Origin of the sequence: Novosphingobium hassiacum, assembly GCF_014196055.1 — a bacterium.
Taxonomy (GTDB): Bacteria; Pseudomonadota; Alphaproteobacteria; order Sphingomonadales; family Sphingomonadaceae; genus Novosphingobium; species Novosphingobium hassiacum.
On the sequence record NZ_JACICY010000003.1, the window covers coordinates 228,688 to 241,170 of the forward strand.

Below are 12,483 nucleotides of genomic sequence, written 5' to 3' on the forward strand. Positions count from 1 at the left end.
CCGGAGTAAAGCTAGTCTGCATGGGCAACCTCCTCACCAAGAAAGCGGCCGGTTTCGAAAATGCAATCGGGATCGAACGCGCGGCGCACGCGTGCTTCCAGTGCCGCAACGCCGGCCAACCGCGGGTGCTGTACCGGAATAGCCTGGCGCATCGACAGCGGCGCCCGGATCAGCATTGCGTGCCCTCCAGCGGCTTCCGCTGCGCCGCGTACCGGTGCCTCTCCGCTGTCTAATGACATCCAGATCCGCGCGCCGCCCCAATCTAGCGACCAGTGGGGTGAGAACGGTTCAAGACGGGCGATGACATTGGCCGCCTGCCGCGGTGGTACGTGGATGCACCACAGGACATCACCCTTCAGGGCAAGACCGGCACCTGTCTCGCGCCAGAATATGTCTGCCTGGTCTGGATCGAGCGCTATCATCGTGCCAAAGGCTTCCAGCACCTTTGGCAGCATGACAAGGCGCGCTGCGATCGACGGCTCGAAGCCGGTCAGCCGGAATATGGTTGCGCCATCATGATGACGTGCTGCAGCTGAAACTTCAGCGTTGCTTCCAAACGCCTGGGCCATTGCCGCGCAGGAATTGCTGCAATCCAGGCCATCGATTCCCAAGGTAACGGAAGTCCTGGGTTTTGGCAGAACTTTCAGGGTCAGTTCCGTTATGGCCGCCAGCCTGCCCCAACTGCTTGTGACAAGCTTTGACAGGTCGAAGCCGGTAACGTTCTTGACGACCTTGCCGCCAGCGACGAACGTTTCTCCTCGGCCTGAAACTGCCGTGAAACCAAGCAGGTGATCGCGAGCACTGCCCGCTGTCACGCGTCCTGATCCTGCAACACCAGCAGCGATCACGCCGCCGATCGTGGCCTTGCCCGCAGCTTGGCCGAAAACCGGTCCGTGATCGAACGGTTCGAAAGCCAGCATCTGCCGCTCGGACGCTACGAGTTGCTCGATCTGCGCCAGCGGCGTTCCGGCGCCCACCGTAAGCACGAGTTCAGCCGGATCGTAATCGACCACGCCGGCCATCGCCGACATGCCCAATGTTCGCGCTTCGCGAGGAGCACCAATGAGTGACTTGCTGCCGCCGCCACGGATCTCCAACCGGACTCCGTCACGCTTCGCGTCGGCAATGGCGTCACAGACGTCTTGCGGTGACTGAGGATTGATTTCAGTCATCAGAACCGCGGGATTTCAGGGAAGCGATGCTGCCCGCCATGAACGTGGACGCGGCCCATTTCAGCACAGCGATGCAACTGGGGGAAAACCTTGCCGGGGTTCAGCAAAAGCAACGGATCGAACGCGGATTTCAGGCGATGCTGATGCTCCAGGTCGATCTCGTTGTACATTTCCGGCATCAGATCGCGCTTCTCGACGCCTACGCCATGTTCCCCCGTCAACACACCGCCCACCTCAACGCAAAGGCGCAGAATATCATTGCCGAATTCTTCGGCCTTGGCGAGTTCGCCAGGCTTGTTCGCGTCATACAGGATCAGAGGATGCAGATTGCCGTCCCCGGCATGGAACACGTTCGCAACGGCCAGCCCGTATTCTTCGGAAAGTTGCTCCATCCTGCTCAGTACCTCGGGCAAGCGACGACGGGGAATGGTCCCGTCCATGCAGTAGTAATCCGGAGCCAGGCGCCCCACCGCCGGGAATGCCGCCTTCCGACCCGCCCAGAACGACAGGCGTTCCTGGTCGTTGTTCGAAACGCGGCGGGTGACAGCGTCGTTTTCCCCGGCAATGCGATCTATCTCGGCGACAAGGTGATCACATTCGGCAGCAGGACCGTCGACTTCAACGATGAGCAGAGCACCCACGTCAAGCGGATATCCAACGTTTACAAAGGCCTCTGCGGCATGAATCGCGGGCTTATCCATCATCTCCATACCCGCCGGAATGATCCCCTCCGCAATTACCTGAGCGACGCATGCGCCTGCACGCTCGGCATCAGGGAAACCGAGCAGAATTGCGCGCGCTGTCTGCGGCTTGGGCAGGATGCGGACCGTAACCTCCGTCACGACGCCAAGGAGCCCTTCCGACCCGACAACAACTCCGAGCAGGTCGAGCCCGGCAGGGTCGAGATGCCGACCGCCGAGCCTGACAATCTCTCCGTCCATCAGGACGAGTTCCACGCCCAGCACATTGTTCGTGGTGAGGCCGTATTTCAGGCAATGCACACCACCCGAATTCTCTGCGACATTGCCACCGATCGAGCAGGCGATCTGGCTCGACGGATCGGGCGCATAGTAGAAGCCCCTGCCCTCGACAGCCTGTGTGATCGCGAGGTTCGTGACCCCCGGCTGGACGACGGCGATCCTTTCTTCATAGTCGACTTCGATGATTTTCTTGAATTTTCCCAAGCCTAGCAGAACTGCATCGGCCAGCGGCAATGCACCGCCTGATAGCGACGTGCCGGATCCTCGCGGGACCACCCTTACCGCTTCACGGTGGCACCAGCGCAGTACCGCGGAAACTTGTTCGACCGTCTCGGGAAGAACGACAAGCATCGGGGGCTGACGATATGCGGTCAGGCCATCGGATTCGTATGGTCGCAATGCGTCTATATCGTCGATCACATTGTCGAAAGCCACAATTTCCCGCATGGCAGCAATGATCGTCGCCCGTTTTTTCAGGGTCGACGCGTCAGGAATTGGCATCGCAATTGACATCTGTCGCCTATGTTTCGCAGTGCCGAGTCGCAGCTATACGGCGCTTGGGTTCAAGGCCTGAGGCCATGTGGAGATGCTAGAGGTTATTCAAGCCCAATCCCTTCCCAAGCCGCTCGCCATCGCGTTGTCCCAATGTTGACGATGGCCATAACACCTTGATTTGGAAAGGCGACGCGGAATGGCATCAGGTTTGTGTTAGTTGCCAGCGTTAAAGCGATCGGCGGCCGATCAGGGCCTCGGGTGTCATCGAGATTATCCTCGATAGCACGCTTTATCATGGCGGTTGACGGATGGCGTGCACGCCGTCGCGCAGCGTTACGTCCTGAATGTATAGCTTTTTTGTGGCGGGGTCGACGGCCCATCCTCTGCGCGCAGACTGCCGTTGCCAATCAGGAGGCCCACGATCCGGTCATGCGCGGGCTGGTGCAATCCGGACTCGCGTCCCATCCGCACGACCGCGCCGGTCAACGTGGCATACTCCGATTCTCGCCGCTCCAGCAGGTCCCGTTGCAGCGAACTGGTCGCCTCTGGCGGAAAGCTGGCGACGAACTCTAGCGTTTTGTCGACGCAGCCTTCGGGAAGCCGTACCCCGCGCGCTTCTGCCAGTTCCCGGATTTCCTGCATGGCACAGCTTAGCAGCGACCAACTTTCCGGCGACTCCCGCAAACGACCGACCGGCACACCAGTCGCCGCACCGACACCGCCAATCGCCGAGGCGAGCAGGAATTTCTCCCACAGCGCCGAGGCGATGTCGGTCGGTCGGCAAAACGGAATGCCAGCCGCCGCAAGGCGGACAGCCAACAGGTCGGACTCGGCATCGCCCGCCGAGCGCCAGGGACCAAACGCGATTTCGGGCGGCACACCGGCGTGCACGACGACACTGTCGACAAGCTCGAAGAACCCGTGCACTCGCCCGGCGAGCACTTGCGTCGCGGGCAGCTTCGTCGCAGCCAGATCGGGAGCGTCGACCCCGTTTTGCAAGGTCAACACCGCTCGGGGTGGTTTGTCCCACCCGGCGAGTTCAGCTAGCACCTCGGCCAGGTTTGCGTACTTCGTTGCGAGGACGACGAGGTCGGCTGCCGCGGCCGTGGCCGTGCTGTCATGGCACTTCACCCCGACAACGTGGCGCCGGTTGGCCATGTCGAGCACGATGCCGTGCTGCGCGATATTCTCACGCCGCTGGCCGCGCGCAACCACGGCAACCCGCTGCCCGCTTTCCGCCAATCGCGACGCAATATAACCACCCAGCGCGCCCGCTCCGACAACGAGGACGTCCCCGGAGAAATCGGACGCGCCCGGCATGCTAGGTTGCCGATCCATTACCCTATCAGGACCAACATCTTCGCTCCGTCAAGACCTGTCGCGCGACGTGCAATCCCTTCGGCGCCTTCAGCCGATCGCGCCGACGGCAGTGAAGCCGGGCTTGGGCTTGCCGTTCCAGTAATCGAACACCCCGCCTTCAAGCGGGAAGCGCCGCGGCGGGCGCGGGTTGTCTTCGGGGAACTCCTCCATGCCCTGGCTATATTCGATCGTCAGACCGTCAGGATCGAGGAAGTAGAAAAAGATCGACCCCGATTGCGGATGCCGTCCAGGTCCGTAGACAACCGGCACGCCAGCCTCTTCCATGCGGACCTTGGCGCGACCGATATCGTCGATGTGGTGTACGTTGAACGTGAGGTGGTTCAACGTCGGCTTGTCGGTCGCACCGAGGCCGAATGTGTGATGGAGCGGATTAGGGAAGCAGCGAATGTGCACGACCGCATCGTCGATCCGGTCAGACTGCCTGAAATTCAAAAAGATCGCGGTCGTCGGCGGCGGGGCGGCGGGCATGAACTTTGCGATCAACGCCGCCGCGCGCGGGCACACGATTTCGCTGTATGAGTCCGGTCCGTAATTGGGCGGCCAACTGCTCATGGCCCAGGAAGCCCCTGAAAAATTCGAGTTCAAGCGGGCCTTGCGGTATTTCAGACAAAGACTGGTCGACGAGAACGTCACCGTTCGCCTTAACCATGCCTGTTCGGCTGAAATACTGACGGCTGGCGGCTATGACGAGATTGTGATCGCAACCGGTGTCCTGCCGCGCCATCTGGACATACCCGGCATCGCGGATCCGAGGGTGCTAAATTATGCGGAGGTCTTGCGCGATCGCAAGCCGGTAGGCAGCAGGGTGGCAATTGTCGGTGCTGGCGGCATCGGCTTCGACGTTGCAGAGTTTCTTCTCGGTGACCCTGACCATTTGCCCGATATTGATGATTTTGCCGAGGAATACCGACTGGACCTGAGCCTTCGCGCGCCCGGCGGTCTGGCGCAGGACGCGCCAGCGCCCGCCCCCCGTCGCCAAATCACGCTCATGCAGCGCAAAAGCAGCAAGCCAGCCGGCATCCCCCAGGCGGTATCGACAAGCTGGATTCATCGCGCCAAGCTGCATCGAGCGGGCGTCGAAATGCTGGGAGGCGTGGACTATCGTCGCATCGACGATGAAGGCTTGGTAATTTCGATCGAAGGCGAGGAACGCGTCATCGCGGCTGACACCATCGTCATTTGCGCCGGCCAGGAATCGCGGCGTTCGCTGTATGATCAACTTGCAACCCGGCTACCGCCTTCGAAGCTGCACATTATTGGCGGCGCCAACGTGGCGGGAGAACTGGATGCTGTGCGCGCGATCGACCAGGCAACCCGGTTGGCACTGACGATTTGACCCCACCTGCCAATGTTCGCCCCGCTGCCGAGGCGGACGAACGGCAAGTCATGGGGTGCCGGGCACCCCATGACTGCAAGTGCGGAACCTCGGCTCAGGTGTCTGTGAAGTTCGGCGCGCGCTTTTCCTTGGACGCTGCGATTGCCTCGCGGTGATCGGCCGTCTCCATCAGCAGGATCTGCTGCCTGTCTTCGAATGCAAGCGCCGCTTCGATGCTGGTGATCTGGGAAAGCGCGTTGAGCGATTCCTTGGTCATGCGCAGCCCCATCGGAGCGGTCTTCAGCATGTCGTTCGCCAGTTCAAGTCCGGTTTCGAGCAGCTTGTCGGCCGGGACGACATCGCATCGAGGCAGTCATGCGGGTCGAAAAGTACCCGGGCGCGATCGCGTTCACGGTGATTTTCGACGCAGCGAGATGGGCTGCGAGTATCCGCGTGAGATGATGGATCGCCGCTTTGCTGGCTGCGTAGGAAAAAGCTGGCCGCTTTTCGACGACGTGGCCCACTAGCGAACCCATATTGATGATCCGGGCAGGATCGCCGGTCGTTGCGCTTGCACTGAGCAGCGGCAGGAGTTCGTGCGTGAGGGTAAAGGGCGTCTGCACGTTGATCGACATGATGTCGGGCCATGCCTTGTCGGGGAAGCTTTCCAGCGGCGCCCCCCACACCTTGCCCGCGTTGTTGATCAGCACGTGCAAAGGCTCGCCTAGCGCCTTGATCTGATCTGCGAGCGCTACAGCACCGTCGGCGGTAGACAGGTCGGCTTGAAGCCCGATGCACTTCCCATGAGCCTGCAAGGCCATTGCGGCTTCCTGGCTTGCTTCGAGCTTGCGCGAGGTAATGATCACCTCTGCCCCGGCACAAAGGAGCCGCTCGGCAATCATGTTGCCCAGCCCTTGAGCTCCACCAGTGATCAGCACGCGCTTACCGGCGACACCAAACAGATCCGACATTTCAACTCCCGATTGCTGGTGGTTGGATACCAGCACTCTCGCGGCCAAACGAGTTGCCGCAAAAACTGCCAGATATGCGGTAGTTCCGATGGCGAATTGACAGTCCACCCCACTTTGCCGGACCGGTACTTCAGGAATGTGCCTGGCAAGGGCCAAGCCGCTGCCACCTGCCCCCCCGGTTTCTCCTTGTAACCCAAGCATTTTACCGGCTTTCCAACGCTGGCAACGCTGGCGTTCCAACACATGTTACATAAAGAAAAGGGTGGCCCGGTGGAACGCCGATGGAGCCGAGCGGTTAGCCTTGGGAAGCAGCCGGAGCTAACCCATGCCGCAATCCCCACAATCGCCAGCAAAGCCGAAGACCGGTAAGGGCGTCAAAGCAAACAAGTCGAGCAAGACCATCACCCCGGATGCGACCCCAGCGACCGGTGATGCGATCGCCTTGCTCGAAGCAGATCACCGCGAAGTCGAGGGCCTGTTCGAGCAGTTCGAGCAGGCTACCGGTGATGCCACCAAGCGTGACATCGCGATCGCCATCTGCGTTGCGCTCAAGGTCCACGCGCGGATCGAGGAAGAAATCTTCTACCCGGCCGCTTACGCCGTCCTCGACGACAAGAGCCTGATCGCCGAGGCGCAGGTCGAACATGCGAGCGCCAAGGACCTGATCGCGCAGATCGAAGCCGGCGCGCCAGGCGAGCCCTTCTACGACGCCCGCGTCAAGGTTCTGGCCGAATACATCGACCACCATGTCGGTGAGGAGGAAGAGGAAATCTTCCCCAAATGTCGCGATAGCAGCCTCGATCTCGACGCGCTTGGCGCGACCATGGCGCTGCGGAAGCAGGAACTGCTCACCGGCTTTACCAAGTCCAATCCCATCCTCGCCCTTTCCTGATCCGACCCGAATTCACTGGAGCAAGCCCTTGGCCCGAAATCCTAAAACCATGACCCCGCCCGCGATTAAAAGCGGCGAGACACCACGCAAGGCTCCCAAGGCCCCGCCGGGTGTCGATATCTCGACCAGCTATGGTGAGCCACAGGGCCAGGGCGGCGAGACACACCAGATCGCAGGCAACGGCGTTGCCACGCTCACGACACAGCAGGGCATCCCGGTTGCGGACGACCAGAATTCGCTCAAGCAGGGCGCACGCGGCCCCACCCTGCTGGAGGATTCCCACTTCCGCGAAAAGATGTTCCACTTCGATCATGAGCGCATTCCCGAGCGCGTCGTCCACGCACGCGGCTATGGAGCGCATGGCTTCTTCGAACTGACGGATTCGCTGGCTGACGTGACCCGCGCAGATGTTTTCCAGCGCGTCGGCGAGCGTGTGCCCGCATTCGTCCGTTTTTCCACCGTTGCCGGAAACAAGGGTTCCGCCGACCTTGCGCGCGACGTCCGCGGGTTTGCGGTAAAGCTCTATACCAATGAGGGAAATTGGGACCTCGTCGGCAACAACATCCCGGTGTTCTTCATCCAGGATGCGATCAAGTTCCCAGACCTGATCCATGCAGCAAAACCCGAACCGGATCGCGATTTCCCGCAGGCGCAAACCGCTCATGACAACTTCTGGGACTTCATCAGCCTAACGCCGGAAAGCATGCACATGGTCATGTGGACCATGTCCGACCGTGCGATCCCGCGGTCCTTGCGCTTCATGGAAGGCTTTGGCGTTCATACCTTCCGCCTGCTCGATGCAGAGGGTAATTCGACCTTCGTCAAATTCCACTGGAAGCCGCAGCTCAAGTTGCAGTCGGTAGTGTGGAACGAGGCCGTCAAGATTAACGGTGCAGACCCCGATTTCCATCGTCGCGATCTGTGGGAATCGATTGAAGGCGGTGATTTCCCTGCCTGGGACCTTGGCGTCCAGCTGTTCGACCAGGAGTTCGCCGACAGCTTCGATTTCGACGTACTCGATCCAACCAAGCTCATTCCCGAAGAGCTGGTGCCGGTCCGCGTCATCGGTCGGTTGGTGCTCGACCGTGTCGTCGACAACTTCTTCGCCGAGACCGAACAGGTCGCATTCTGCACCCAAAACGTGCCGCCGGGGATCGACTTCAGCAACGATCCGCTGCTGCAGGGCCGCAACTTTTCGTACCTCGACACGCAGATCAAGCGGCTGGGTGGGCCGAACTTCACGCATATCCCGATCAACGCGCCGCGCTGCCCGATGGCGCACTTTCAGCAGGATGGGCACATGGCGATGCGCAATCCGCGCGGCCGTGTGAACTATGAGCCCAATAGCTGGGGTCCGCAGATGGGTGGCCCTCGCGAGGACCCGGTTCGTGGTTTCCAGAGCTTCGCCGAAACCAATCCCGAGCCCAAGCAGCGTTTGAGGCCCGAGAGCTTTGCTGACCATTACAGTCAGGCGCGGCAGTTCTACATCAGCCAGACCCCGGTCGAGCAGAAGCACATCGGCGATGCGCTGACCTTCGAACTAAGCAAGGTCGAACGTGCAGATATCCGTTTGCGCGTAGTGTCGCATTTGCTGAACATCGACGCGGATCTTGCAGCGACCGTAGCCGATGGCCTTGGCGCGGACTTGCCGGCGCCTGCGCAAGCTGCAGTGCCGACCCGTCAGGATCTGCAGCCTTCCGCAGCGCTGAGCATCATCGGCAACGGCCCCCAGGCCTTTGCTGGACGCAAGCTTGGCATCGTGGTCACCAACGGGTCAGACACCGCGCTGTTCGATGCGCTTGTCGAAGAAGTGACTGCGGCGGGCGGCGTCTACGAAGTGATCGCACCCAAGATCGGCGGCGTCACCTTGTCGTCCGGTGAGGCTTTGGCCGCCAAACACAAGATCGACGGTGGCCCATCGGTCCTGTTCGATGCCGTGGCGGTGATCCCATCGGTCGAGGGCGCGCAAATGCTGGCAGGCGATGCACCAACCCGCGACTTCGTCAGCGATGCTTTCGCGCACTGCAAGTTCATCGGTCTGTCGCAGGGCGGAAAGGCTTTGATGAGCGCGGCCGGGCTTGGTGACAAGCTCGACGACGGCTGCATCCCACTCGAAAGCGCTGACGATCCCGCTGCATTTGTCGCGGCACTCGGCAAATTGCGCGTGTGGGATCGCGAGTTGCTGGTCGACGCCGACGCGAAAGCAAACAAGTAAACGCCGGGTCGTTCAATCACCCGGTAAAAAAACAAGACGCCGGAGCCTCGCGGCTCCGGCGTTTTGCGTTGTCGGTCAATCGGCTCAGAATTTGAACCCGGCTGCAACACCATAACGCCGCGGCTCGAGCGAGAAGATGTTGGTGAAAAGGCCAGACGACTGGTCGGTTACGTACAGACCCGTCGTCGCATTGTTGTTGGCAATGTTCTGGATGAAGCCCCGCAGGAAGAAGCGTTCGTCCTGCGCGTTCAGCTGGATCTGCGCATTCATCACCGCGTAGCCCTTGATGCGGTTGATGCTGCCATTGAAGATCGTGCCGTAGCTTTCTCCAGTATAGTTGATGTCGAAGCGGGGGACGAGGCTCATTTCGCCGGCTTCGATCGTGTACTGGATACCCGCCGACCACTTGAATTCAGGCGCCTGTGGCAGCTGGTTGCCCTTCACGTTCTTTTCGATGCCCGAGCTGACCTTGATGCCGCCGAACAGTCCGCCGATCGCAGCGGCCTGTTGTGCCAGCACGCCGCAGATCGAGAATGCGCCGGTAGTGTTCGTGCCCGGGATCGGCGTCGTCGGACGCAGGCCCGCTCCGCCGTTGATCGTGTTGACGAACGCGTTCGCTCCCGCCGCCGAGGCACCGGTAACCGCGCAGTTTGAGCCGAGCGTGATGTCCTTGATAATCACCGTGTCGGAGCGGCCAGCCGAAACATCACGGGTATCGATGAAGAACTGGTCACCCACGACCTTGGTCTTGAGGTAGCTTGCGGAGAGGTTGACCAGCAAGTTGCGGCTCGGCGCCATGATCGCCTCGGCCTCCACACCGTAGATATTGGCATCGATGTTGTCGTTGACCGAAGTGCGTGCGGTGATGCGGCTGAGCTGCAGGTCCTTGTAGCGATAGTAGAAGGCCGAAACGTTGAGCTGCAACGCACCGAACCGGTTCTTTGAGCCGAGTTCGAACGCATCGACGGTCTCGGGCTTGAAGATGTCATTGACCGAGCCGACCGAGAGCGGCGGATTGATGCCACCCGATTTGTAACCCCGCGAGTAGGACGCGTAGACGAGATTGTCCGGCGTGATCTGGTAATCGAGGACCGCACGGCCCGTCATCCGGCCAAAGCTCACCGAACGTTCCTGGAATGCCTGAACGCCGAGCAGACCCTTGTCGAAATCGGCTGTGGCGATGTTCAGCGCCTCTTCGAGATTGTTAGCGCCCACGGGTGCGAGGATTGCCCCGCCGCTGGCAAATTCGCTCGACAGGCCGTTGCTCAGAAGTGTGGTGCGGGCGCTGGTGAACTTCTTGTCGTGATTGTAACGCGCGCCGAGGGTGAGCTTGATTTTGTCGTTGAACTGGAAGTACGCCTCTCCGAAAATGCCGTAGCTGTTGAGGTCACCCTTGACCGTGTTGCTCCGGAAGAACGGCGAAGGCCGGAACACGGCCCGGCCGCCAGTTGCGCCGGAAGCTGCCGCTGCGGCACCCAGGATACCCGACGCATAATCAAGGCCGAACGAGTTAACGAAATAGTTGTTGTTGCGCGTTTCGCCACGCAAGTAGTTGGCACCGATCAGGAAATTGAACATTCCGTCGAAATCGGAATCGATATGCGCTTCTGCCGCGTACTGCTTGTACGACTGGCTCGATTCGTCGAAATCCAGCGACGTCGAGGCGCAGATCGATTTGCCGCCGTTGGCGCCGAAGACACCGACGTTGTTGTAGTCGATGTCCGACTGGCACACGTTGCCCGTCGGGCCATTGGGGATCAGGCGTGCAGCGATCGGTGCGAATGCAAATGCCGTCGCGGGATTTGCTGCAAAAGCGGCGAGTGCGAACAGGCCGGGATTACCGGCGAAGCTTCGCCCGGTTGCGAGGTTGTAATCGGTGCGGCTGCGAACTTCATTGCGCGCGTAGCCGGCGGTGACGTTCAGCGTCAGGCTGTCGCCAAGGGCTTGTTGCAACTTGCCCTGGTAGACTTCTTCCTCGGCAAAGTAGGTCGGCAGGTAATCGATATTGACAGTGCGCACATCGGCAGGATTGGTCGAGCCCAACAGGCTGTCGCCGTCGTTCCCGTAGATGCTGCCAAGGCCGAGCGGCGCAAAGGAAGGGGCAACCGCCACAGCGAAGAATTCACGCGACGAAAGCAGCGATGCCAAGGTGGAATCGCCATTTGTCGTCTCGTTCGCCAGCTTGTCGGGCAGGCAGCCGAGTACGCCAGTGGGATCGCGATGACACAACTGTTTCTGGACACGGCTGCGATTGTCGTTTTCGCGGAAGTAGTAAGCCGAAAGATCGATCGTCGTGTCCGAACTCGGCTCCCAGCGCAGCGAGCCGCGCAGCGCGTACATGTCGCGCCCGTCGATGCGGCTGTTGGTGCCTTGGTTAAACGTGTAGCCGTCGCGCTTGTTGTACATGCCCGCCACGCGAACGCCGAGCGTTTCGGTCAGCGGCGCATTGACCATGCCCTTGACGCGAACCGAGTTGTACTTGCCGTACTCCACTTCGCCCGCCGCGCCGAAGCCGGACAGATCGGGCTTTGCGGTGATGACGTTTACCACGCCCGAGGTCGCGTTTCGACCGAACAGCGTACCCTGCGGTCCACGCAGCACTTCGATGCGCTCAAGATCGAAGAATTCGGTCTCGAACAGGCGGCTCTGGACCATCGGCATGTCATTGAGGTGGATGCCGGTAGCAGCATCGCACGACACGCCGACGCACAAGTCGCCGATACCGCGGATGGTGAAGCTGGACGACGTGAAGTTCGTCTTGGTAAAGGTAACGTTCGGTAGCGACAGTTGCAGATCCGACGAGTTCTGAATTTGCTGCTTCTCAAGGTTTTCGGCAGTGAACGCCGATACCGCAATCGGCACCGCCTGCAGCGACTGCGCCTGGCGCTGCGCTGTCACGATAATCTCTTCGATGCCGTTGGTTTCGGTCGCCGTCTGAGCGAAAACCGGTGTCGCAATGGCCGTGGCGCAGACGCCAGCCAGCAGGGATAGCTTGCCCCTCATAAGTCAGACCTCTCTCTCCAGCGGTGCCCGTCATTGGTCGCGAGCTACCCTGAATCACAG

10 protein-coding genes are annotated in these 12,483 nt (G+C 60.7%); 3 read left to right on the forward strand and 7 right to left on the reverse strand.

Going from position 1 to position 12,483, the window contains the following annotated elements; genetic code table 11:
* Nucleotides 1-11 precede the first annotated feature (11 nt).
* The 4 genes from GGQ88_RS08315 to GGQ88_RS08330 all read right to left on the reverse strand — a co-directional run bounded on the left by GGQ88_RS08315 (nucleotide 12) and on the right by GGQ88_RS08330 (nucleotide 4,579).
* Entirely contained in the window at nucleotides 12-1,172 is a 1,161-nt protein-coding gene (locus tag GGQ88_RS08315) for an FAD-binding protein (protein WP_183612688.1), read from the reverse strand.
* Nucleotides 1,172-2,653: an FAD-linked oxidase C-terminal domain-containing protein gene (locus GGQ88_RS08320; RefSeq protein ID WP_246385654.1), complete on the reverse strand. Its 1,482-nt coding sequence runs from the start codon at nucleotides 2,651-2,653 to the stop codon at nucleotides 1,172-1,174. Before GGQ88_RS08320 ends, GGQ88_RS08315 begins: the two co-directional genes overlap by 1 nt.
* A gap of 327 nt (nucleotides 2,654-2,980) precedes the next feature.
* Complete coding sequence (locus GGQ88_RS08325; RefSeq protein WP_183612690.1) at nucleotides 2,981-3,985, reverse strand: ketopantoate reductase family protein; 1,005 nt, start codon at nucleotides 3,983-3,985, stop codon at nucleotides 2,981-2,983.
* Nucleotides 3,986-4,054: 69 nt separating this feature from the next.
* On the reverse strand, nucleotides 4,055-4,579 hold the full coding sequence (locus GGQ88_RS08330; RefSeq protein ID WP_246385657.1) for a VOC family protein: 525 nt from the start codon (nucleotides 4,577-4,579) through the stop codon (nucleotides 4,055-4,057).
* Between GGQ88_RS08330 and GGQ88_RS08335 the strand changes: the two genes are divergently transcribed.
* Nucleotides 4,578-5,363, forward strand: a complete 786-nt coding sequence (locus GGQ88_RS08335) for an FAD-dependent oxidoreductase (protein WP_183612692.1) — start codon at nucleotides 4,578-4,580, stop codon at nucleotides 5,361-5,363. The two genes, GGQ88_RS08330 and GGQ88_RS08335, sit on opposite strands and share 2 nt — an antisense overlap.
* A gap of 94 nt (nucleotides 5,364-5,457) precedes the next feature.
* Here GGQ88_RS08335 and GGQ88_RS08340 read toward each other — a convergent pair whose 3' ends face one another.
* Nucleotides 5,458-5,649: a Clp protease/crotonase-like domain-containing protein gene (locus GGQ88_RS08340; protein ID WP_246385660.1), complete on the reverse strand. Its 192-nt coding sequence runs from the start codon at nucleotides 5,647-5,649 to the stop codon at nucleotides 5,458-5,460.
* A gap of 13 nt (nucleotides 5,650-5,662) precedes the next feature.
* Nucleotides 5,663-6,553 (reverse strand): SDR family NAD(P)-dependent oxidoreductase, encoded by an 891-nt coding sequence (locus GGQ88_RS08345; RefSeq protein ID WP_246385662.1) that lies wholly within the window; start codon nucleotides 6,551-6,553, stop codon nucleotides 5,663-5,665.
* Nucleotides 6,554-6,638: 85 nt separating this feature from the next.
* On the opposite strand from GGQ88_RS08345, the gene GGQ88_RS08350 reads away from it, so the two are divergent.
* Together GGQ88_RS08350 and katE are read left to right on the forward strand one after the other, a co-directional pair.
* On the forward strand, nucleotides 6,639-7,205 hold the full coding sequence (locus tag GGQ88_RS08350) for a hemerythrin domain-containing protein (protein WP_221214575.1): 567 nt from the start codon (nucleotides 6,639-6,641) through the stop codon (nucleotides 7,203-7,205).
* Nucleotides 7,206-7,254: 49 nt separating this feature from the next.
* Entirely contained in the window at nucleotides 7,255-9,420 is a 2,166-nt protein-coding gene (katE, locus tag GGQ88_RS08355) for a catalase (RefSeq protein ID WP_221214576.1), read from the forward strand.
* 84 nt (nucleotides 9,421-9,504) lie between these two features.
* On the opposite strand, the gene GGQ88_RS08360 is transcribed toward katE, so the two are convergent.
* Nucleotides 9,505-12,423, reverse strand: a complete 2,919-nt coding sequence (locus GGQ88_RS08360) for a TonB-dependent receptor (RefSeq protein ID WP_183612694.1) — start codon at nucleotides 12,421-12,423, stop codon at nucleotides 9,505-9,507.
* Nucleotides 12,424-12,483: the final 60 nt, after the last annotated feature.